This is a genomic window from Flindersiella endophytica (genome assembly GCF_054779015.1).
Genome location: NZ_BAAGYY010000016.1, coordinates 61,466 through 83,291, shown reverse-complemented (window position 1 = coordinate 83,291; position 21,826 = coordinate 61,466). Strand labels below are relative to the sequence as shown.

21 protein-coding genes are annotated in these 21,826 nt (G+C 70.0%); 7 read left to right on the top strand and 14 right to left on the bottom strand.

All coding sequences use genetic code 11. The annotated features are described in order from the left end of the window. Positions 1 to 22: 22 nt before the first annotated feature. The 3 genes from ACYVF6_RS17715 to tsaD all read right to left on the bottom strand — a co-directional run bounded on the left by ACYVF6_RS17715 (position 23) and on the right by tsaD (position 4,450). Positions 23 to 1,036 carry a LacI family DNA-binding transcriptional regulator gene (locus tag ACYVF6_RS17715; RefSeq protein ID WP_460522547.1) on the bottom strand — a complete coding sequence of 338 codons (1,014 nt, stop codon included), beginning with the start codon at positions 1,034 to 1,036 and terminating at the stop codon, positions 23 to 25. 116 nt (positions 1,037 to 1,152) lie between these two features. Beyond that, a complete protein-coding gene (locus ACYVF6_RS17710; RefSeq protein ID WP_460522545.1) occupies positions 1,153 to 3,273 on the bottom strand; it encodes an ABC transporter substrate-binding protein in 2,121 nt (706 codons plus the stop codon). Between the two features lie 130 nt (positions 3,274 to 3,403). After that, complete coding sequence (tsaD, locus tag ACYVF6_RS17705) at positions 3,404 to 4,450, bottom strand: tRNA (adenosine(37)-N6)-threonylcarbamoyltransferase complex transferase subunit TsaD (protein ID WP_460522543.1); 1,047 nt, start codon at positions 4,448 to 4,450, stop codon at positions 3,404 to 3,406. A 112-nt stretch (positions 4,451 to 4,562) separates the two neighbouring features. Here tsaD and ACYVF6_RS17700 point away from each other — a divergent pair, with 112 nt between their 5' ends. Next, a complete protein-coding gene (locus ACYVF6_RS17700; protein ID WP_460522541.1) occupies positions 4,563 to 5,153 on the top strand; it encodes a Uma2 family endonuclease in 591 nt (196 codons plus the stop codon). An 81-nt stretch (positions 5,154 to 5,234) separates the two neighbouring features. Continuing rightward, entirely contained in the window at positions 5,235 to 5,471 is a 237-nt protein-coding gene (locus ACYVF6_RS17695) for a hypothetical protein (protein ID WP_460522539.1), read from the top strand. Positions 5,472 to 6,059: 588 nt separating this feature from the next. Here ACYVF6_RS17695 and rimI read toward each other — a convergent pair. Beyond that, on the bottom strand, positions 6,060 to 6,527 hold the full coding sequence (rimI, locus tag ACYVF6_RS17690) for a GNAT family protein (RefSeq protein WP_460522537.1): 468 nt from the start codon (positions 6,525 to 6,527) through the stop codon (positions 6,060 to 6,062). Next, positions 6,524 to 7,177: a tRNA (adenosine(37)-N6)-threonylcarbamoyltransferase complex dimerization subunit type 1 TsaB gene (tsaB, locus tag ACYVF6_RS17685; RefSeq protein ID WP_460522535.1), complete on the bottom strand. Its 654-nt coding sequence runs from the start codon at positions 7,175 to 7,177 to the stop codon at positions 6,524 to 6,526. Before tsaB ends, rimI begins: the two co-directional genes overlap by 4 nt. Positions 7,178 to 7,278: 101 nt before the next feature. On the opposite strand from tsaB, the gene ACYVF6_RS17680 reads away from it, so the two are divergent. After that, positions 7,279 to 8,283: a Rossmann-fold NAD(P)-binding domain-containing protein gene (locus tag ACYVF6_RS17680; protein WP_460522533.1), complete on the top strand. Its 1,005-nt coding sequence runs from the start codon at positions 7,279 to 7,281 to the stop codon at positions 8,281 to 8,283. A gap of 286 nt (positions 8,284 to 8,569) precedes the next feature. Here the strand turns inward: ACYVF6_RS17680 and tsaE are convergent, their stop codons facing one another. From tsaE to ACYVF6_RS17655, 5 genes are all read right to left on the bottom strand, one after another. After that, positions 8,570 to 9,505 (bottom strand): tRNA (adenosine(37)-N6)-threonylcarbamoyltransferase complex ATPase subunit type 1 TsaE, encoded by a 936-nt coding sequence (gene tsaE / locus ACYVF6_RS17675; RefSeq protein ID WP_460522531.1) that lies wholly within the window; start codon positions 9,503 to 9,505, stop codon positions 8,570 to 8,572. Continuing rightward, a complete protein-coding gene (locus ACYVF6_RS17670; protein WP_460522529.1) occupies positions 9,502 to 10,602 on the bottom strand; it encodes an alpha/beta fold hydrolase in 1,101 nt (366 codons plus the stop codon). The genes tsaE and ACYVF6_RS17670 overlap by 4 nt, the downstream gene beginning before the upstream one ends. Next, complete coding sequence (gene alr / locus ACYVF6_RS17665) at positions 10,599 to 11,744, bottom strand: alanine racemase (protein ID WP_460522527.1); 1,146 nt, start codon at positions 11,742 to 11,744, stop codon at positions 10,599 to 10,601. The genes ACYVF6_RS17670 and alr overlap by 4 nt, the downstream gene beginning before the upstream one ends. Before the next feature lie 63 nt (positions 11,745 to 11,807). After that, positions 11,808 to 12,035, bottom strand: a complete 228-nt coding sequence (locus ACYVF6_RS17660) for a hypothetical protein (protein WP_460522525.1) — start codon at positions 12,033 to 12,035, stop codon at positions 11,808 to 11,810. 42 nt (positions 12,036 to 12,077) lie between these two features. Further along, positions 12,078 to 12,896 (bottom strand): hypothetical protein, encoded by an 819-nt coding sequence (locus ACYVF6_RS17655; protein WP_460522523.1) that lies wholly within the window; start codon positions 12,894 to 12,896, stop codon positions 12,078 to 12,080. Between the two features lie 84 nt (positions 12,897 to 12,980). Between ACYVF6_RS17655 and ACYVF6_RS17650 the strand changes: the two genes are divergently transcribed. After that, on the top strand, positions 12,981 to 13,880 hold the full coding sequence (locus ACYVF6_RS17650; RefSeq protein ID WP_460522521.1) for an alpha/beta fold hydrolase: 900 nt from the start codon (positions 12,981 to 12,983) through the stop codon (positions 13,878 to 13,880). A gap of 536 nt (positions 13,881 to 14,416) precedes the next feature. Here the strand turns inward: ACYVF6_RS17650 and ACYVF6_RS17645 are convergent. Next, positions 14,417 to 14,620: a hypothetical protein gene (locus tag ACYVF6_RS17645; RefSeq protein WP_460522519.1), complete on the bottom strand. Its 204-nt coding sequence runs from the start codon at positions 14,618 to 14,620 to the stop codon at positions 14,417 to 14,419. Between ACYVF6_RS17645 and ACYVF6_RS17640 the strand changes: the two genes are divergently transcribed. Both ACYVF6_RS17640 and ACYVF6_RS17635 read left to right on the top strand, forming a co-directional pair. Then, the gene (locus tag ACYVF6_RS17640; RefSeq protein ID WP_460522517.1) at positions 14,619 to 15,728 is read left to right on the top strand and encodes a P1 family peptidase; all 1,110 of its coding nucleotides are present in this window, start codon (positions 14,619 to 14,621) and stop codon (positions 15,726 to 15,728) included. The two genes, ACYVF6_RS17645 and ACYVF6_RS17640, sit on opposite strands and share 2 nt — an antisense overlap. Positions 15,729 to 15,946: 218 nt before the next feature. Continuing rightward, positions 15,947 to 17,770, top strand: a complete 1,824-nt coding sequence (locus ACYVF6_RS17635; protein ID WP_460522515.1) for a bifunctional metallophosphatase/5'-nucleotidase — start codon at positions 15,947 to 15,949, stop codon at positions 17,768 to 17,770. A 52-nt stretch (positions 17,771 to 17,822) separates the two neighbouring features. On the opposite strand, the gene ACYVF6_RS17630 is transcribed toward ACYVF6_RS17635, so the two are convergent. Genes ACYVF6_RS17630 through ACYVF6_RS17620 form a run of 3 tightly spaced genes read right to left on the bottom strand, consistent with a single transcriptional unit; the run spans position 17,823 to position 19,911 of the window. Continuing rightward, the gene (locus ACYVF6_RS17630) at positions 17,823 to 18,104 is read right to left on the bottom strand and encodes a 4a-hydroxytetrahydrobiopterin dehydratase (protein WP_460522513.1); all 282 of its coding nucleotides are present in this window, start codon (positions 18,102 to 18,104) and stop codon (positions 17,823 to 17,825) included. Continuing rightward, positions 18,101 to 19,561: a bifunctional ADP-dependent NAD(P)H-hydrate dehydratase/NAD(P)H-hydrate epimerase gene (locus ACYVF6_RS17625; RefSeq protein ID WP_460522511.1), complete on the bottom strand. Its 1,461-nt coding sequence runs from the start codon at positions 19,559 to 19,561 to the stop codon at positions 18,101 to 18,103. The genes ACYVF6_RS17630 and ACYVF6_RS17625 overlap by 4 nt, the downstream gene beginning before the upstream one ends. Further along, a complete protein-coding gene (locus ACYVF6_RS17620; protein ID WP_460522509.1) occupies positions 19,558 to 19,911 on the bottom strand; it encodes a holo-ACP synthase in 354 nt (117 codons plus the stop codon). Before ACYVF6_RS17620 ends, ACYVF6_RS17625 begins: the two co-directional genes overlap by 4 nt. Before the next feature lie 155 nt (positions 19,912 to 20,066). Between ACYVF6_RS17620 and ACYVF6_RS17615 the strand changes: the two genes are divergently transcribed. Further along, complete coding sequence (locus ACYVF6_RS17615) at positions 20,067 to 20,864, top strand: SDR family oxidoreductase (protein ID WP_460522507.1); 798 nt, start codon at positions 20,067 to 20,069, stop codon at positions 20,862 to 20,864. Positions 20,865 to 21,826: the final 962 nt, after the last annotated feature.

The following is a 21,826-nucleotide window of genomic DNA, read 5'->3' as shown; positions in this document are numbered from 1 at the left end:
GCATAGTGACCGGCTGCCTGACCTACGCCCCGCCCGGTGGCCGCGGCCCCTTCGAGCTCTCCCGGATCCTGAGCGTCGTGGCCAGCGTCACCAACTGGGGCACGGCGCTCTCACCGCCCAGCCGGTCGAGCAGCAAACTCGCCGCCGTCTGGCCGAGCTGGTACGTCGGTTGCTCGACCGTCGTCAACGCCGGTGCCATCAACGGCGCCCACGGCGAGTCGTCGAAGCACACCATGCCGAACTGGTCCGGGATCTTCGCCCCTCGCTCGACCAGCGCCCTCATCGCGCCGGCCGCCATCAGGCTGTTCCCGACGAAGAACGCGTCCGGCGCCGGGCTCTGGTCCAGCAGCTCGCACGCCGCCGCGTAGCCGCCGGCCACCCGGTAGTCGGTCCGCCGTACGTACCGCTCTCCCACAGCGCCGTGCCCGCGATCCTCCAGCGCCGCGAGGTACCCCAGCCGCCGCTCCTCAGCCGTGCTCACGTCCGCCGGTCCGGAGATGCACGCCACCCGCTCGTACCCGTTGTCGAGCAGGTGGTTCGTCGCGTGCTGCGCGCCGGACCGGTTGTCGACGACAACCGCGTCGAGAGCCACGCCACCGATCCGGCGGTCGATCGTCACGACGGGAACGCGATGGGCCTGCAGCACACCGAGATCCGTACGTTCGGTCGCCGGCGCGATGATCACGCCGGCGGCCTGCTCGGCGAGTACGACGTCGAGGTAACGCCGTTCGCGCTCGGGGTCCTCGTTGGTGTTGCAGAGCACGACGGAGTAGCCGTGCTCGAGCGCTGCCTCCTCCACACCGCGAGCCACCGAGGTGAAGAAGGGGTTCTCGATGTCGGAGATGAGCAGCGCCCAGACGCTGCCGGCCCGCCTGCGCAGGTTTCTCGCGACGCGGTTGGGGCGGTAGCCGAGCGCGTCCGCCGACCGCCGAACTCGCTCGGCGAGCTCGGGGTCGACGGTCGGCGCGTTGTTCAGGGCGCGGGAGACCGTCGCCGTCGAAACGCCCGCGTGGGCCGCGACGTCTCGGATCCGCACCCGTCTAGCGTCCATGGCGAGTCCGCCCGTATCCGATCAGGCCGAGCAGACCGACTGGCCCGGCCGGCCGGCTGTCAGGCTTCGTGCGCACGGGCCCCCGCTTCGACTGTTGCCGCTCACACATGCTGGTCTGGGTTCTCCCAGTACCACGTTTCGGGGTCGTACACGGCGGGCGAAGGGTGGATCCACGGAGCGGCGAAGCCGCCCATGGCGAGCTCCTCCTGCTTGGGGACGTTCTTCATGTCCGTGTGCACCAGCACAACATACGGCGTGTTGGCACAAACTCCCAGGAGCCATGGCCCGTCGGTGATGTGGATCTTCGCCATCTCCCAGACCAGCCTGTGCCGTTTGAGCTCATCTGGCTCGACTTTGGTCTGGTCGTACAGCTTCCACAGCTTCTCGACCGGTCCGCCCTCTTCGGGCTCCATCCGCGGCGGCGTCCGCTTGTACGGGTCGACGTCGAGCTGCTTCTTCTCGTTCGGCGTGCCGCGCTGGTTGTAGAACTCGCCCTGCAACGGCGCCCACCGCGACGACTCGATCGGGACCATCCACTGCGGGTAGACCAGGCAGTTCGGGCCGTCGCCGGTCTCCCAGTTGGTGTTGGTCATCATCTTGCCGAACCGCCACTGGTCGGCGTAGGTGTCCGGCGGCACGGGGTTGAGCTCGGTGTCGACGCCGATGGCGTTCCAGTCGCGCTTGAGCAGCTCGTTCTTCGACTTGTGCTCCGGAGCGCTGTCGGCCTGGTAGTCGAGCCGGATCCGCAGCTTGGTCCCGTCGGGCAGCTCGCGCTTGCCGTCGCCGTTCTTGTCGACGACACCGATCTCGTCGAGGATCTGCTTGGCCTTGTCCGGGTTGTACTCGATGTAGCTGTCGCGCCAGTCCTTGTAGAGCTTCTCGCCCTCGTCGTTGACGTGGAACTCGATCCCCTTCGGGCTCATCGTGCCAGTGGTCAGCTCACCGGTGTTGTAGTAGACCGAGCGCTGCACCGCCTTGCGGTTGTACGCGTGCGAGAGTGCCTGGCGGAACTTCGCGTTGCGGAACAGCTTGCGCAGCTTGGGGTCCTTGTAGTCCTGGTTGAAGAACGTCAGCGAGCCGCTGCCGTCACCGGCGTCCCAGAACCGCACCTCGAGCCCGGTCTTGGCCGTTGCCTTGCGCAGCGCGGACACGTCGTCGAGGAAGATGGCGGTGAACCCGGCGTACTGGAAGTTCACCTTGCCCTGCTGGACGTTGAGCTTCTGGATCTCGGTGTCCTTGACGACCGTCAGCTCGATCTTGTCGATGTACGGAAGCTGGGCACCGTCCGGCGAGACGCACCAGTAGTAAGGGTTGCGCTCGAAGACGACGCTGCGGCCCTCGGCGTACTTCTGCAGCTTCCAGCCGGTCAACGTCGGGCAGTCGGGGTTGCGCGTCCAGGCCCGCTTGGTGTCGAACAGGCCGTCCGTGGTCGCCCAGGTCTTGCCGACCTTCTTGTTGTACTTGGGATGGAACTGCTTCATGTAGTGCTTGGGTTCCATCCACGTCGGGCCGTTGCCGCGCTTGACCCACATCGCGAGCCGGTCGGCGGTCAGCGGCGCGGGCGCGTCGAACTCCATGAGGATGGTCAGCGCGTCGGGCGCCGTCATCTTCATCACGCCGCCCGTACCCGACTTCGCCTCATCCGGCGGAACCTCGGGGTGCTCCTCGTTGAGGACCATGTCCTCCCACCAGAACATGATGTCCTCGGTCGACCACGGCTCGCCGTCGGACCACCTCAGGCCCTCGCGGAAGTGCAGCGTCCACTTGGTCGCGTCCGCGTTGGACTCCCAGCTCTCGACCAGGCCCGGGCCGACGTCCTGGCCGTCGTTGAGCCAGCGCAGGAGCGAGTGGCCGTACATGTACTCCGCGTGGCCCGCGTCCTCGCTGGAGCCGGTGATGGACAGGATCGTGCCGCCGTACTTGCCGGGCTTGATCCAGTTGTGCGGCACGACGTAGGGATTCTTCGGGAGTCGCTGCTCGACCGGGTCGAGCTTGCCGGACTTGACGAGCGTGGCCAGGTCCGGGGCCTCCTTGAACTGCTTGGGCTTCGGGAGTGGCTTGGTTTTCGAACCCTTCAGCGCGGGGTTTTCGGTTGCTCCGTCTTTGTCTCGTGAGTTCGTGTTGCCACCGGACGGGCCGGAGCATGCGGCGAGCGCCACACCACCGGCGGCGACGGCGGACAGCTTCAAGAGCGCCCGCCGGTCGAGACCCGTGCTGACCATTCGTTCCACCTAGGTAATCGTTTTCTGAGTAATCGATTGCTGGGCAAAGTAGGTTACAGCCGGGTTTCGTGTCAACGGCACTGTCAGTTACGCGTCCGGCATCGGTCACGGCCCGCGGGGCTGTCTGTCGTCAGACCAGGACGGAGGTCACCGGCATCGCGGAGTCGGCCGGCAGGTCGAGCTGTGAGGGCATACGGCCGCGGGCCACCATCTCGGCTCCGAGGGCCGCCACCATCGCGCCGTTGTCGGTGCACAGCTTCGGACGCGGGACGCGTACCCGGATGCCCTTTCCGGATGCGCGTTCCTCGGCCATGGCCCGGAGCCGCGAGTTGGCTGCGACGCCGCCGCCGATCAGCAGGTCGGTGATGCCGCGGGTCTGGCAGGCGTCGATGGCCTTGCGGGTGAGAACGTCGCAGACCGCCTCCTGGAAGCTCGCGGCCACGTCGGCGACCGGCACCGGCTGCCCGTCGTGCTCACGGGCCTCGACCCAGCGCGCGACCGCGGTCTTCAGTCCGGAGAACGAGAAGTCGAAGCGGTGGCGCTCGAGGTCGCGGGGGCCGGTGAGTCCGCGCGGGAACGTGACGTAGGCGGGGTCGCCCTCGCGGGCGGCCTTGTCGATGTAGGGGCCGCCGGGGAACGGCAGGCCGAGCAGCCTGGCCACCTTGTCGAACGCCTCGCCGGCAGCGTCGTCGATCGTGGCGCCGAGCGGGTCGACGTCCTGCGTGACGTCCTCGACCAAGAGGAGCGAGGAGTGGCCGCCGGAGACCAGCATCGCAAGGCACGGCTCGGGCAGCGGCCCGTGCTCGAGCGTGTCGACGGCGACGTGCGCCGCGAGGTGGTTGACGCCGTAGAGCGGCTTGCCGAGGCCGATGGTCAGCGCCTTCGCGGCGGCGACGCCGACCAGGAGGGCGCCGGCCAGGCCCGGGCCACTGGTGACGGCGAGCGCGTCGACGTCGCTCAGGCGTACCCCGGCGTCGGCGCAGGCCCGCTCGATCGTCGGCACCATCGCCTCCAAATGCGCGCGACTCGCGACCTCGGGCACCACACCGCCGAAGCGTGCGTGCTCGTCGAGGCTGGAGGCGACGGCGTCGGCGAGCAGGGTCGCACCCCGCACGATGCCGACGCCGGTCTCGTCACAGGACGTCTCGATTCCGAGGATCAAAGGCTCATCGCTCACGGGGACGAGCTTACTGTCGGTGGGCTGTGTCACACTTCTCGTGGACGCTCGTCAAACTCCTTCTCGTGGACGTCCCGTTAACCCTCCGGAGTTCCAAAGAACGGAGTACTCCATGACCGCTCAGCCAATCGAGGTTCACGTAGAAGGCCACGAAGGCCCGTGGACCGAGGATGACTACTTCGCGCTCAGCGAGACTCGCGACCGGATCGAGCTGTTCGACGGGAGTCTCATCGTGAGCCCAGGACCTACCTACCGACACCAGTTCATCTCCGACCGGCTCCTTGTGAAGCTCGATCGTGTGCTGGATGACAGCCACACCCCGGTGTCGGCCGTTGACGTGCGTCTTCAAACCGAGAGGATCTTCGTCCCAGATGTGGTGGTCACCTCCGCGTCGCCTGATCAGGATGTCCTCGAAGCCGATCAGATCGCGTTGGTCTGCGAGGTGGTCTCGCCGGGCAACTCGGGCAACGACCGTGTGCTGAAGATGTGCGTCTATGCGACCGCCTGGATTCCGTGGTACCTCCTGATCGAGCCGACGCAGAAAGGTGACCAGATCTCAGCTTCGCTCTACCGGCTCGAGGACGAGCACTACGTACCGCACGGGCGGGCCGACGCCGGTCAGACGCTGCGTCTACCCGATCCGGTAAACGTCGAGCTCGATCCGGCGGAGCTGCTGCGCCGCGAGGTTGCGGGGCAAGGGTAAATTCCTGCGAACTCACTCCAAGGACCGCCAGGTTCTGCCTAGAGTCAGATCCGTTATGTGCAAGCGGATGAGAGGCAGGACATGGCCAACTCGTGGGTGAAGAAGGCAGTCGCCACCGCGGCGATCGCGACCGGACTCGCGGTCGCCGCGCCGGCAGCGGCCAACGCAGGCATCTACACCTGGCACTACCAAGCGACCTACTCGTCAAACGACGCTTGCGTCGCGGCGGGAACGGCGGCCGTCAGCTCGCAGGACGCTGACGCCTACCGGTGCACCGGCACAGGCGGAGTCGACCTCTACCTCGGCTACATCTGGTAGCGACGCCTGGCAACACCGCTATCCAGCGGCCGCGGCGACGCGCACCAGATCCGATCCGAGCACCACCGCGTCGCCCCGGCCGCCAACGCAACAGCCGTTCCCGGCGCGCACATCGCGATCAAAGGCCAGCCTGCGCCGACTCACCTGCCTCGGCGACGGACTAGCAAGCCGAACCTCAGCAACAGCTCGTCACCCCGGCCACCGCCGCGCCAGCCCCGCTCGCGGCGCATGTCGCGGCCGTAGCCCGTCGACACCGACCAACCGGCTCACCCACCCGGCGACCCATCGGCAAAGTCCACCTCAGCAACAACGCGTCTCCGGCCGCCATCGCATTTGCCGAGCTCCCGGCACGCACATCGCGGCCGTAGCCAGCCGGTGCCCGCCAACCGGCACGCCCGCCCGGCAGCCCACAGGCAAGCCCAACTCAGCAACAGTCCCTCACCCCAGCCACCGCCGCCCCCGGCGCACCTCGCGGCCAAAGCCGACCGGTGCCCGCCTCGGCAACAGTCCGTCACTCCAGCCACCGCCACGGCAGCCTGCCTCGGCCCGCACCACGCCGGCCAAGGCCGGCAGGTGCCCCACGACCGCTCACTCGCTCCGGCGGCCTGCCGGCAAGCCCAACCTCAGCAGCAGTGCGTCACCCTGGCCGCCGTCGTAGTAGCCGCGGCGGACGGAGATCTGCTCGAAGCCGAACGCCTCGTACAACCGCAGTGCGGGCGTGTTCTCCTCGTGCACCTCGAGCAGCAGCTCTTCGCATCCCGTCCGAGGCAGGGCGTCGAGGGTCGCGCCAAGCAGCGCACGGCCTACACCGGCTCTCTGGGAGTCCGGGTGCACTGCGATCCGCAGCAGGTCCGCGCTCGTACCCGCCAGCGACGTGCTCGCATAGCCGGCCACCGCGCCCCCGACCCCGGACTCGGCGGCGAGCAGCAGCCGGTTCTCCGCGTCCAACTCGTCGCGCAGCAGCCCCTGGCTCCACGCCTCCCGTCCGAAGCACATCCGTTCCAGCTCGCACAGCGCCTCGAGATCGGCGGTACGCGCCGGCCGTACGACGGTCATCGGCCGCTGGTCAGCACACTCTTGCGCGCGCCCGGCTCGACCGCATCGGGTCGGCGGAGGTAGAGCGGCACCGGCTCGAGCAGCGGCACCGCACGCTTCGACGCCAGCCCGGCCAGGTCACCCGCCGACGGGTTCGCAGGCCCGACGGCGTTCGGGAACGCCTCGGAGTAGAGCGTCGCGCCCCGCCCGACCACGTGGTCGCGGGTCGCGATGTCGGCGGGACGCGCGACGTGTGGTCCCTCGACGCGGCGGCGCTGGTCGTTGTAGCGCGCCCAGTAGACCTCCTTGCGCCGCGCGTCGGTCGCCACCAGGAACGTCTCCGGCACGTCGGCGCCGAACTCCGCCGCAGCGGCCAGCACGTCGAGTGTGCACACCCCACGCACCGGCACGCCGAGGACATGTCCAAGCGTCCGCGCCGTGACCAGCCCCACCCGCAGCCCGGTGAACGGCCCCGGCCCGACGCCCACCGCGATCTCCGTCAGGTCGCTCGGTACGGCACCAGCCTTGTCGAGCACCGCGGCGATCCCCGGCGCCAGCAGTTCGCCGTGCCGCATCGCGTCGACGGTTGTCGACTCGGCGAGCACGCGTTCACCGTCGTGCAACGCGACCGTGGCGGCCGGCGTGGCGGTGTCGAATCCGAGCACAAGCACGTGGCCGAGGTTAGCAACCGGCAATACGCTCAGGGCTGAACGCCTCCGCTCACGGCGAACGCGACTACCGGCCGGCCCGGCCGCGCACCAAGGTGGCGGGTATGCGAATCATCATCTTGGGCGGTACGGCCTTCATCGGCAGGGCCATGACGGAGCACTTCACCGACCAGGGCCACGAGGTCATGGTCGTCCACCGCGGCGAGACCGAGCCGCCCGGGCTGCCCGACGTCCAGCACCTGCACGTCGACCGTTCCGACCTGGCCGGCGCCGACGCCCGTGCGGCGATCGAGGCGTTCCAGCCCGACGCGGCCGTCGAGGTCTACGCCATGAACCGCCAGGAGGCCGAGACCGCGCTTTCCGTTCTGCCGGAGGGAATCCGGCTGGTCGCGATCTCCAGCTGCGACGTCTACCGCGCCTACCAGTCGCTCCACACCGGCAAACAGACCGACGTCCTGCCGCTCGTCGAGACGTCTCCGCTGCGGGATGCCGGCTGGACCGAGCCCACGCCCGTACGCGGCGACACCACGCGAAGCTTCCAGAATCTCGAAGTGGAGCAGGCATATCTCGCGCGTGGCGCCACAGTGCTCCGGCTCGTCGCGGTCTACGGACCGCACGACAGGCAACGCCGGTTCGAGTACGTCCTGCGCCGGGTCCGCGCCGGGCGCAAGCAGATCCCGATCGGCGCGGGCACGTTCCTGTGGAGCCGCGTGTACGTCCACGACGTCGCCACGCTAACCCTGCTCGCGCTGACCGACAACGCCGCGCGCGGCGAGATCTTCAACGTCAGCGAGCGGTTCAGCGCGCCGATGCGGCTGCACTCGCAGCAGATCCTGGACGCCGTGGGCTCCGACGCGGAGCTCGTCACCGTGCCCGATGCCGCGCTGCCGCCCGACCTCGAGACCACCGGCACGATCAGCCAGCACCTCGTCACCGACTCCGCCAAGGCGCGGGCGCTGCTCGGCTGGGAGCCGACCGACCAGGAGGAGGCGCTACGTACGTCGGTGCAGTGGCACCTGGCCAACCCACCGTCCCAGTCGAGCGACGACTTCACCGCCGACGACGCGGCACTCGCGGCAGCCGCGGATGCGTCCGAGGGCAGCTCCTGAGCTGGAGCCCTCCCCAGCACCCGGAACGTCAGCTCCGCCGCGCCATCCGCCCACGCCATCCGCCCACGCCACCCGCCCACGCCACCCGCCCACACCACCCGCCCATGTCGTCCGCCCGCGTCGTCCGCCCATGCCATCCGAGGACCCGGCGCAGGCGGTCCCGCAGGACCCCGCGGACGTGGTCGATGAATTAATTAGTTTGGGTCACCCAAACTAATTAATTCATCACCGAGCAGACGGCGGCGATGCTGTGCGCGCGCAGCCCGCGCCGCCGGAAGTCCGCCGCTCAGCTCGCGAGCTGAGCCCGTAGTGGCGCGTCGATCCAGCGCGGCCCGATCGGAATCACCCGGACCCGGCGCGGCTCCTCGCCCTCCGGATCGCCCGGGCCGCCGGTCGGCCGGGTCAACACGATCTCCAGCCGGTTGGCGGCCAGCCCTTCCGCCAATCCCTCCCCCCACTCCACGACGGTCACGGCATCGTCGAGCGAAGCGTCCAGGTCGAGGTCGTCGAGCTCGGCGACGCCGCCCAGCCGGTACGCGTCGACGTGCACCAGCGGCGGCCGCGCCCCAGCCGCCCGGTGCACCCGCGAGATCACGAACGTCGGCGACGTCACGTCCCCGCGTACGTTCAGCCCGGCGCCGATCCCCTGAGTCAGCGTCGTCTTGCCCGCCCCGAGCTCGCCGTGCAACAGCACCAGATCGCCCGGCCGCATCAGCTCGGCCAGCCGCAGCCCCAGCTGACGCATCGCATCCGCCGAGGGCGCCTCCACCTCGACCGGCAGCCGCTTGGCGAACACCACCTCCGGCGAAGCGCGCCGCGCCTCGACGTACCCGCGCCGCTCCCAGAACCGCAATGTCATCGGCAGCTCGACCCGGGCCGTGAGCCGCAGCCCGTCGACGCCCGCCGCCTCGGCGACCTCCTCGGCACAGCCGACCATCGCCGTACCCACACCGCGGTGCTGGAAGCGCGGATGCACCGACACCCGCCGCAGCTCGAGCCAGCCGTCGGACTCCGCGAAGAGTACGGCGCCCGCCGGAGCGCCGTCGACGGTCGCGAGCAGCCCGCCGTGCTCCCGGATGGCGGCCGCGACCCCGGCGACGTTCTCGTGCAGCGCCGACCCGGGAGGGTCGAGCGGCGGACGGGCGCCGAACGCCGCGTGGATCACGTCGACCAGCGCGTCCGCGTCGTCCGGCTTCGCTTCCGCCACGTGCAGGTCGATCATCGGCTGGCCTCCCACGCCGCTGCGTCGGCGGATCGCTCGACCAGCTCACGCAGTCGTTCGTTGATCACTTCTGGGTACTCGATCATCAGCATGTGCCCGCAGTCGGAGAGCTCGAGGAAGTCGGCCGACGGCAACCGCGCCGCGATCGCCCGGCTGTGTTCGATCGGCGTGATCAGGTCGTTCTTGCCGCACATGATCTCGACGTCTACGTCGGCCAGTTGCTCGAGCGCCTCGTACTTGTCGTGTATGCCGAACGCCGGGAAGAACTCAGCGACCACCTCGATCGGCGTCGCGGCCAGCATCTCGGCGACGAACTCCACGCGCGCCGGCGGGACCTTCGACGCGAAGGAGTAACGCTTGGTCAGCAGGAACTCGATGTCGCTGCCGGCCTTGCGCCCCTGGTTGATCAGGTCGGGCATCCGCGACATCGCGCCGACGAACGTGGGCACCACGCGGCCGACCAGCTTGCCCGCGAGTCCGGGCGCCCCGAGCGTGACGTTGTTGAGGTTGCCGGCGCTGGTGGCCAGCAGCGCGACGCCGATCACGCGGTCGGCGAACTTCTCCTGGTAGTGAGCGGCGAACGCCATGATCGACATGCCGCCCATGGAGTGGCCGACCAGCACGATCGGTCCTTCGGGTACGAGGTCCTCGATCACCCGGGCCAGGTCGTCGCCGAGCTGGTCGACCGTGCACTTGTCGGCGGGCGAACGTCCGGACCGGCCGTGCGAGCGCTGGTCGTACAGGACCATTCGCGCCTGGCCGGCCAGCGCGCGCCGCTGGAAGTGATAGCAGTCGAGGTTGAGCGCGTAGCCGTGGCAGAACACGACGTTGACGAGGCTCGCGCTGGCCGCGCCGGGCGGCTCGTCGACCTCGGCGTACAACTCCAGGCCGTCGGTCGTCTCGACGATGTGGGGCTTGCCGCGGCGAGAGCCGAACGGCTCGTCGAGCGCCGGGTCGGGCGTACGGCGACGGCCGACGAGGTAACGCTCGACGGCGAGTCCGGCACCGACGCCGGCGGCGAGTACGCCGGCCGCGGCACCGACCAGTCCAGTCCGGCGGCCGATGGCGTTGGCCGCTGCTCCTGCGCTCCTACTCACGCGTCAAGTCTGCCGGTATACGTGCGTGGAACTCGAACCCCCACGCGGGTCACGATCTCGTACGACAGCGTGTCGAGTGCGTCCGCCCAGTCCTGAGCGGTCGGCTCACCGCGCTGACCTGCACCGAAAAGCACCACTTCGTCCCCCGCTCGCGCTTCGGCATCGTCCAGATCGAGAACGAACTGGTCCATGCAGACAGTGCCCGCGATCGTCCGGCGGCGGCCGGCGGCCCAGACCGGCGCGGTGTTGCCGGCCGCGCGCGGCACGCCGTCGGCGTACCCGAGCGGCACCAGGCCGAGGCTGGTCTCCTGCTTGGTGACGTAGCGATGGCCGTACGAGACGCCGGCGCCCTCGGGCACTCGTTTGACCAGCGCGAGCCTGGCGCGCAGCGTCATCGCGGGGCGGATGCCGAGCTGTTCCGAGGGATGAGTGTGCGGGACGGGCGACAGGCCGTAGACCGCGATGCCCGGGCGTACGAGGTCGAAGTGAGTCTCGGGCGCGGTGAGCGTGGCGGCGGAGTTGGCCAGGTGGCGCAGGTCGGGGCGGATGCCGTTGGCTTCGGCGACGTCGATCGCGCGCTCGAACTCCGTGACCTGCCTGGCGATCGAGGGGTGGCCCGGCTCGTCGGCGCGGGCGAGGTGGGACCAGACACCGGCGATATGGATCAGACCATCTGACTTTGCACGCGCGGCGGCGGTCAGCAGGTCGGGCCAGTCGGACGGGAGCGCGCCGCCGCGGCTGAGGCCGGTGTCGACCTTGAGATGGACCCTCGCGGCTGTACCACTGGCGGCGGACGCACTCGCGATCTCGTCGATCTGCCACGGCGCGTAGGCCGAGACGTCGACGGCGGCGGCGATCGCGTCGGCGTACGGCTCGCCGGGTGTGGACAACCAGGACAGGATGTGCGGCTCGGTGATGCCGGCCTTGCGGAGCGCGATCGCCTCCTCGAAGCCGGCGACGCCGAGCCAGCTCGCACCGCCGGCGAGCGCCGCCTCGGCGACGGGCAGCAGGCCGTGGCCGTAGGCGTCCGCCTTGACGACGGCCATCACCTCGGCACCGCGCGCACACTCGGTCAACGCGGCGACATTCTCCCGGATCGCCGCGAGATCGATCAGCGCCTCAGCACGTGGGAACGTGTCCATTGCGGGCGTAAGTCTTGCATATCGGCCCTGTTCAGAGCGGGATCGGCTGGCTTCGTGCTTGGCCTATACGTAGGCGATCAGGCGGCCGCAGGCGATGATCGCGGCCCAGACCAGGATCGACGCGACAGCTGAGACCTTCGCTCTGGCCGGGATCCGGTCGGTCCAGTCGCCGATCGAACGATAGGGGCCGAGCTGGAACGCGAGCGCGTTCAGGCCCGCGACGGCGATCAGGGCGAGCTTGAGCTGGAGAGCTGGGTTCCCGGCGAGGCCGGAGGCGTTGGCGGAGAACATCAGCAGGCCTGTCGTGGCGACGACGGCGAGTCCGGCCCAGGTCTAGGGCAGCAGCTGGCGGGCGGCGTTCGCCACCGGGACCTGTTTGGCGGCGCCGAGCAGGCGCAGGTCGAACATCGCGGCGGCGCCGACCAGGATCGCGATGCCGGCGATGTGGGCGCTCTCCATACCGGGATAGAGCCAGGGGGTGGCGCGTACCGTCTCGGCGACCGGGGTGTCCTCGACGGCGTGGAGGGTGCGGTCGAGGGCGTTGTCGCTGTGGGCTTCGGTTGCCTGGGGGCGGGCGTCGTCGGGCGAGGTCTGGCTCGGTTCGGTGTCTCTACCTGGGCCTGCCTGCTCTGTTTGCTGCTCGGCTTCGTCGGGGCAGCCGTCGGTCATCCGCGTGATCGTGCCCTCGTACCGCAACTGCTGGCTGCCGAACGAGATCTGCTGCACGCGCAGCTCCCCGGCGTAGTCGTCGCCGGCGCAGCGCTGGTAGGCGATCGCGCGGATCGTGTCGCCTCTGGCCGGGCGGCTGTCCATCCCGCCGAGCGTGCCGGTGATGTCGGGTGAGAGCAGCAGCTCGTGGCGCTGGCCCGCGCCGAACGCGATCGGGGCGTCGTTCCAGAACTCGCGGCCTCGCAGCTGGTCGAGGCCGGTGAGATCGGCCGGGACGTCGAGGTTCGGCGGGACCTGGAGGTCGAGTACGGCGTGCGGGAAGCCGTACTTCGTGGCGGTGACGGTGCCGCTGAGGTAGAGCGGACGGCCGGCGTCGTAGTCGCCAGTACCGCCGTGATGGGCGTTTGCCGCCGGCGCGAAGCCGAGGCCGACACCGACGAGTCCGAGCCCAACGAGTCCGAGGCCGATCAGTAGTCGCCGCATGGGTTCAGAGCCTCGCGGACGCCTGCGAAAGCCGTCCGAAACGGCCGAAGGGGTTATGTCGGTGGTCGATGGCAGAGTTTGGATGTGGCCACGGAGAGCGTTGTCGACGAAAGGATGGTGGAGCTTGGTGAGCTGCGTATCTACGTGAAGCGGATCGGCGCGCCCGAGCTGCCGCCGTTGATCGCCGTCCACGGCGGACCGACGTGGGACCACTCCTACCTACTGCCGGCGGTAGGCGAGTTGTCCGACGTACGCCAGGTCCACCTGCTCGACGTCCGCGGCTGCGGACGAAGCGGACGCGAGCTATCGGTGGACGCCTTGCGCCACGTCGAGGCGGCCGAGGACATCCTGCGGGTGGCCGACGCCCTCGACCTCGGCGCGTTCGATCTGCTCGGCTTCTCCTACGGCGGCGCCCTGGCGATGCGCGTCGCCGAACGCCACCCGGACCGGCTGCGGAGCCTGATCCTCGCGTCGACTTCGGCGTACGGCAACGACATCCCGTTGCCGCCCGCGCTGGAGGCCGAACGCGCCCGCCGCGAACCGCCAGGCCCGGCCAGCTGGGAGAGCGCGGACACCCTCGGCCCCGACCCGGACGCGAGCGCCCGCGCGGACGCCCTCGCGGCTGCCGCCGTCCACATCTGGGACCTCCGCCGGCTGCGGGAGTGGCGCCAGGTCCTGGAGCGCATCCGGTGGTCCGGTGCGTGGAGCCTCCGCTACGTCGAAGGCCCCCTCGACTCCCCGCGCCCCTCCGACCCGGAGGAAGCGTTGCGCCAGGCCGGCGTACCGATCCTGATCCTCCACGGCGAAAACGACCTCGGCTTCGCGGTCGAGTCGGCCCACCGCCTCCACGCCGCCGTCCCTGGCAGCCGCCTCGTAGTCATGCCGGGAGTGGCCCACATGGCCCAGTTCGAGCAACCCCAGGCGTGGGCCGCCCACATCCGCGAGTTCCTCACCATGCCGGCCGCCAACCCCCGCCCGAGCTGAGCCACCCGCCGATCCGCCCACCAACGCCAAAGCCGGACCGCAACCCGCCAACAACGCAAACTACCGCCTCCCTGCGATGCCCCGGCAGCTCCTGCAACCCCAGCGGCCACTCGCGGACCGCCTCCGCCACCTGCACGCCCTCGCCTGCCCATCGACAACAACCTCGACCACGCCGCCGAGCCACCCGACCGCCGCCACACCCCGGCGACCGGCCGGCGGCCACGCCCGCCCACCTAGACGATCTATTCCAAGGGGTCGCCGGTCAAGCGCGCGGCGCATGGCGCCGTTCGTGAGGGTGGGCACAGCCGGAGGAGGAGCCAGGAGGGCCTCCGGCGATCGACGACAACGCAGCCAGCGTGGATGCCAGGCGTCGCGCGTCAGGCGACCCCTTGGAATAGATCGTCTAGGTCACGGTCCGCGTCAGTCGGAGGCGGGCCGCTCCGCACCGCCGCAACACGGCGACCAGCCACGCCCCCGCGCCGCGCCCCTATCAACTGCAGACACGAACGGCCCCTGTCCCGCAGTTCGTCACCGAATCAAGCAGCCACCCGCGAGCCGCGGACCCGCTCCCCGATCACCGGCCCACGACCCGGCATCCCGACCGCTCCACGCTGCCACTCCTGGTGGGCGAACCACGCCGGCCCGCGGCGCGGCGCCTCCAGCAGCTGCACCGTCGCTCTGCGGCTGAGGCGCTGCACCTCACCGAGCCGACCGAGGCGCGGATTAGGGTCAGATTTCATGGCGAGTAACCCTTACGGTGCGATCACCGAGGTTCCGGGCATTCAGGTTGGCCACGCTGAGCGGATCGGTGACGGTTGGTTGAGCGGTGTCACCGCCGTCATCCCGCCGCCTGGCACGATCGGTGCGGTCGATGTTCGCGGGGGCGGTCCTGGCACTCGCGAAACCGACGCGCTCGCGCCTGGCACGCTGGTCGACACCGTTGACGCCATCACGTTGACCGGCGGCAGCGCGTTCGGCCTCGCATCCGCGACCGGCGCGCAGCGATGGTGCGAGGAACAGGGTCGCGGGGTGCCGATCCGGCCTGGCCTCGTCGTTCCCGTCGTACCCGCGGCCGTCGTCTTCGACCTCGGTAAGGGCGGCGACCCGCAGGCCCGGCCCGACGCAGAGATGGGCTACGCCGCGGCCGCCGCAGCCGCAGCCGCACCCGGCGACCTACGCACCGGCTGCTGCGGCGCCGGCACAGGCACCACGCTCGGCCACTCGTCCCTCAAGGGCGGCATCGGTACGGCCTGCATCCACCTCCCCGGCGGGGTCGTCGTCGGCGCGCTCGCCGTCGTGAACGCGTTCGGCTCCCCCTGCGTCCCCGGCTCGGCTGCCCTGCTCGCCGCCCAGCTGGTACGCGACAAAGCCCTGCGCCCCCGTACACCCGATCCCGACGAGGACGCCACCGCACGAGGCACTGAGCTCCCCATCCCGCTCAACACCACGCTCGCTGTCGTGGCGACGAACGCGCGCCTGACCCACCCCCAAACCCTCCGCATGGCCGCCGCGGGTCAGGACGGCATCGCCCGCGCCATCCGTCCCGCCCACACCCTGGTCGACGGCGACTCGGTGTTCGGCCTGGCCACCGGCGAGATCGACCCGGCCGAAGCCGTCGCCGGCATCGCCGCCATGCCCACAGCCGGCGGCAGCAGCGACAGCGGCACCGCGAACACCCCCTGGCCCATCGGCGGCGTCGCCGCTGTCCAGGCCGCCGCCGCGGACGCCGTGGCCCTCGCCATCCTCGACGGCATCCTCGCCGCCACCGGCGTCAGCACACCGGCGGTCACCATCCCCGCCTACCTGGAGCGCTACCCCTCCGCACGCCCACCCGCCTACCCCGCCTGACGGCCGAACCCCCACCCACCTGGCAGGTTGGCGCCACCCCACGCCGCCCGCCCGCGTGCGGTCACTTCTGTGACCGTTTCGGCCCTGGTGCCTCACCGCGAATTTCAGGTACGGTGCCGCCGAACCATCCACTATCCAGCGGGCGATCCGCTCCGGCAGCCCAGCCGCGGCGAGACCAGGGGCGGTCGAACGTCACACAGCAAGAGGGGCACCCACCCATGAGCGACCTCCGTCGCGGTCGGCTCCGTACCTCGGGGCCGGTACGTCTGCGCCGTACCGCCGCGCTCGGCACGGCAGCGCTGCTGACCAGCACACTGGCCGTCAGCATGCTGTCGGTTGGCACATCCGCAGCGGGCAGCGCCGGTCCGGCCACCGCCGACTTCCACCGGCCGCGGCCGATCGAGCTCCAGCTGCTCGCGATCAACGACTTCCACGGCAACCTCGCGCCCAACCCGGCCTCCAGCTCCTCCGGCAACGTCAACGGAACGCCGGCCGGCGGCGCGGAATACCTCGCCACCCACCTCCGCGAGCTCCGCAAGCAGGCCAAGCACGACGGCAAGTACTCCGCGACCGTCGCCGCGGGCGACCTGATCGGCGCCTCGCCCCTGCTGTCGGCCGCCTTCCACGACGAGCCGACCATCGAGGCGATGAACAAGCTGGGTCTGCAGGCCGCCTCGGTCGGCAACCACGAGTTCGACGAAGGCTGGCAAGAGCTGCTGCGCATGCAGAAGGGCGGCTGCCTCGACGACGGCGACGGCGAGAACAACCAGAACTCCTGCCCCGACGCCGAGCACCCGTTCGCGGGCGCCGACTTCCAGTACCTCTCGGCCAACGTCTTCAAGGAAAACACCGACAAGACGATCCTTCCGCCGTACTTCATCGAGCGGTTCGGCGGCGTCAAGGTCGGCTTCATCGGCATGACGCTCGAGGACACGCCCAACATCGTCACGAAGTCAGGTGTCGAGGGCCTCAGCTTCACCGACGAGGTCGAGACCGCCAACGCGCTCGTGCCCAAGCTGAAGCGCAAGGGCGTCGAGGCGATCGTCGTCCTGCTGCACGAGGGCGGCTTCCCGGTCGACCCGTCGGCCTACAACGCCTGCCCGGGCATCTCCGGCCCGATCATGGACATCGCAGCCGGCCTCAGCCCTGAGATCGACACGATCATCAGCGGGCACACGCACCAGGGCTACAACTGCGTGCTTCCCGACCCCGACGGCCAGCCGCGGCAGGTCACCAGCGCGTCGGCGTTCGGCAAGCTGGTCACCGAGGTCGACCTCACCATCGACCGCCGTACGCGCGACGTCGTACGCGACAAGACCGTCGCCAACAACCGCATCGTCACGCAGGACGTGCCGAAGGCCGCCGACATCACGACACTGATCAGCAAGTACACCGACCTGGTGGCTCCGATCGCCAACAAGGTGATCGGGCACACCAGCGGTGGCGCGATCGTCCGTACGCCGGACGACTCGCTGGAGTCGCCACTCGGCAACCTGATCGCCGACTCCATGCTCGCCGACCCGTCGACGGTGACGGGTGACAAGAAGCCGGACATCGCGCTGATGAATCCGGGCGGCATCCGGGACGACCTGGCGGCCGGCGCCGACGGCTCGGTCACGTTCGGCGCGGCGTTCAAGGTGCAGCCGTTCAACAACTACCTCGTGTCGCTCGATCTGACCGGTGAGCAGCTCACCAAGCTGCTGGAACAGCAGTGGTCGGAGAAGAACGGCGGCGGCGAGGCGAAGTGGAAGGTCCTGCAGATCGCGGGCCTGGAGTACACCTGGAACAAGGCCGCACCCGAAGGCTCCAAGCTGGTCGCCGGCTCGCTGATGGTGGCCGGCCAGCCGCTCGACCCGGCCAAGACCTACCGCGTGGTGACGAACAGCTTCCTGTCCGACGGCGGCGACGGGTTCAGCGTGTTCGCCACCGACAGTGCGAACAAGTTCTACGGCGGGCTCGACATCGACGCGCTCGCGGCGTACCTCACCGCGAACGACCCGTACACGCCGGTCGCTACCGACCGGATCGACCTCGGTTCCTGAGTCTCAGGGCGTAGTTTCCCCAACCCAGGAACGGATCGGGCCCTTGCCGGTGTCAGCCGGCGAGGGCCTCGATCGTTTCGGCCAGGTCGAAGTCGGCCGCGGTCAGGCCGCCCTCGGAATGCGTCGACAGCGCCAGCGTGACCTTGTTCCACCGGATGTCGATGTCTGGATGGTGATTGCGTTCCTCGGCCAGCCCGCCGACCTGGTTGACGAACACCAGAGCCTCGGCGAAGTCCTTCAGCGTATAGGTTTTCCGGATCTCGACGCCTTCCCGCTCCCAGCCGCTCAGCTTGGCGAGCCGCTCGTCGGCCGTAGCGTCATCGAGTACGGTCATGGCGAAACCTCCTTGTTTACTTGGCCATTGGCTTGGTCGTTCAGCACGTAGCGCATCGCGTCCGGCAGCGCGCGGACGATGTCGTTCGCGGTGATCGGCCCGCCGCCGGACGCGAGCACTCCGGCGGTCTCGTGCAGATACGTACCCACGCTGCCGGCGTCCAACGGATCCAGGCCCGCGGCCAGCAACGAGCCGCACAGCCCGGACAGCACGTCGCCGGAGCCGGCGGTGCCGACCCAGGCCGTTCCGGTCGTGTTGACACGTACGCGTCCGTCCGGTGCGGCGATCACGGAGTGCGCGCCCTTCAGGAGTACGGTCGCGTTCCAGCGCTGGGCGGCCGTACGTGCGTAGTGCAGCCGCCTCGCCTCGACCTCGGACCGTTCGACGCCGAGCATGCGGGCCAGCTCACCCTCGTGCGGGGTGAGCAGGACGGGACCCGAGCAGCGATCGGGCAGGTGCCGTAGACCGTCGGCGTCGACCAGCGTCGGCAGGGCGGCGGCGAGCGTGTCCTGGACGTCGTTCGCGCGCCCTGGGTCGTCGCCGAGGCCGGAGCCGACGACCCAGGCCTGCACGCGGCCGGTGCCGTGGACCACCTCGGGGTAGCGCCGGCGTACCTGGTCGGCGGGCTCCTGCGGGCCGACGTACCGCACCATGCCGGCGGGGCCGGTCAGCGCGCCGCCGACGGCGAGGACGGCCGCGCCGGTGTACTGCTGCGAGCCGGCCAGGACGCCGACGACGCCACGGGTGTACTTGTGCGAGGTCACGCCGGGCACGGGCAGCCGCTCGGCGACATCTTCGCGGCCGAGCACCTCGATGGCGGGGGCGCCGAGGTACGGCGCGAGGCCGATGTCGACGAGGTGCACAACGCCGGTAGCGCTGGCGCCAGGGTCGACGAAGTGGCCGATCTTGTGGGTGCCGAACGTGACGGTGAGCTCGGCGCGTACGTGGTCGGCGGGGGTCTCGCCGCTGTCGACGTCGATGCCGCTCGGCACGTCGACCGCGACGATCGGCAACCCGGCTTCGACGATCCGGCCGACGATCTCGGTCGCCGGCGCGCGCAAGCCGGGCTTGCCACCGATGCCGACGATGCCGTCGAGCACGAGATCGGCGCGCTGGATGGCGCGTGCCAGGTTGTCGTACGGGGGCAGCAGGATCGTGCCGCCGGCTTCGCGCAGAGCTGTGAGGCCTTCGCGGTGGACCTTCTCGGGGTTGAGGACGACCGCGCTGACCCGGGCACCGCGCTGGGCGAGGCGGGCGCCGGCCCACAGCGCGTCACCGCCGTTGTCGCCAGAGCCGGCGACGACCAGCACGCCGCTGCCGTACACGCGTCCGAGGTAGTCGGCGCACGCGGTGGCCAGGCCCATCGCGGCGCGCTGCATGAGCGTGCCGGCGGGGAGCTTCGCCATCAGCGCGGCCTCGGCGGCGCGTACCTGCTCCACCGTGTGCGCGTACCTCATCGAGCCTCCAGAATCACAACCGCCGACGCGATACCCGCGTCATGGGACAGTGACACGTGCAGATCGGTGACACCGAGTTTGCTGGCCTGCGCCTCGACGGTGCCTCTGACCTCCAGCCAGGGGCGGCCCGTGCCGTCGGTGACCACCTCCGCGTCCTGCCAATGCAGCCCGGCGGGGGCGCCGAGCGCCTTGGCCAGCGCCTCCTTGGCCGCGAACCGCGCGGCGAGCGAGGCGGGGGCGCGTTCCTGCTCGGCTGGGGTGAACAGGCGCTCGCGGAGCCCCGGCGTACGTTCCAGGGACTCGACGAACCGTTCGATGTCGACCACGTCGATGCCTACGCCAACGATCACGTGCCCATCTTCGCGCACTCCGACCCTGGGTGGCGGTGGTGGCAGTGGTGGCGCAGCGGGCGCTCGTTCTGGCGTCGCTCTCTTTGCTCGGTGTCGGCGGATGTCGAGGATAAGGACTGGCGCGGATCGGCCTGCGTCTGGTGGGGTGGGCTGCCGTGAACAAAGAACTACCTCTGGCCGGGCGGGTCGCGCTCGTCACGGGCACAAGCAGGCGGATCGGGATCGGGGCGGCGATCGCGCGGCGGTTGGGGCGGGACGGCGCGAAGCTGTTTCTGACGTCCTGGCAGCCGGCGGACGCGGAGATGCCGTGGGGCGCTGACCCGGATGGGGCGGAGGCGCTCGTCGCGGAGTTGCGGGAGGGTGGTTGTGAGGTGGCGCACGCTGCTTCGGACCTCGCGGATCCGGCGGCGCCGAAGGCGCTGATCGAGCAGGTGCACCAGCGGTACGGCGGGCTGGACATCATCGTCGCCAACCACGCGCGGTCGTCGACGTACGATCTGGCGGCCTTGACCTCGGACGAGATCGACCTGACGTACGCGATCAACGTGCGCGCGACTCTGCTCTTGGTGAAGGAGTACGCGGCGCGGCGGCCGGGACGTGAGGATCGGCCGGGCGGGCGGGTGGTGCTGTTCACCAGCGGCCAGCACAAGGGGCCGATGTCGCGGGAGCTGCCGTACGCCGCGAGCAAAGGGGCGCTCCATCAGCTCACCGCCAGCCTCGCCGAGGCGCTGCTGCCGCAAGGCGTCACCGTGAACACGGTCAACCCAGGACCGACCGACACCGGCTGGGCGACGCCCGAACTGTACTGGGTGCGCGACCACACCCTCGCCGGCCGCTGGGGTACCCCGGACGACGCGGCGCGGGCGGTGGCCTGGCTTGCGTCGGACGAGGCACGGTGGATCACCGGCCAGGTCCTCGACTCCGAGGGCGGCTTCGGCTGGGGCAACCGCTAGCGAGAAACCGGTTCCCGCCACGGACCTCCGAAGGGACGGGGGGCCCGGGAGAAACCGGTTTCTGCGGGGCAACGCCCAGCCGAGAAACCGGCTCCTCCGGACGACGAGGATGGGTGCCGATGAGCCAGAAACCGGTTTCTCGGACGCTCGGTCTTCAACCAGCTGGCACCTGAGAAACCGGTTTCACCAGGCGAAGCCGATCGCTGACGACCCGAAGGGGTTGTCGCGAACCCAAGAAACCGGTTCCCCGCTCGACCGAGCCGATCGCCGACGAGCACGAGACGGCGGCGGGCACCCGAGAAACCGGTTCCCGCACAGCCAACGCCGGCTGCGGACGATCACGGGCGGCTGTTGCGATCTCGAGAAACCGGTTCCTCAGCCGGTCGAAGCGGACGCCCCTAGAAACCGGTTCCTGACCGACCAACAGCTCATCGCCGCGCTCCCGCGGCCGGCCCGAGAGATCCGGCGTCGAGAAACCGGTTCCCGCCCAGCCGACACCGGCCGCCGACCAGCGCCGGGGTGCGGCGGGTGTCACGACTTGAGAAACCGGTTCCCGCACGACCAGCGCCAGCCGCCGACGAGCACAGGCGGCTGTTGCGATCTCGAGAAACCGGTTTCTCAACCGGTCGAAGCGGACGGCCCTAGAAACTGGTTCCCGGGCGTGGGCTTCGCAACCGGTCTCCGGTGGGCGCGCGACGGCACTTCGGCGGCTGCCAAGTTGCAGGAAACCGGTTTCGGCACAGTCCCGCCGACGCGAGAAACCGGTTTCGGCAGAGTGTCCGGCCGACGCGAGAAACCGGTTTCGGATGTGGGTTCTAGCGATGGCGAGAAACCGGTTTCAGGGGGCTTGGCACGGCTGGAGCCCCTGGCTCGGCTGGCCTGGCGACATCCCGTTGCGTGGCGAGCTGGCGGTCCGGCTGGAGAAACCGGTTTCTCGAGCCCCCACAACCCAGACAACACCC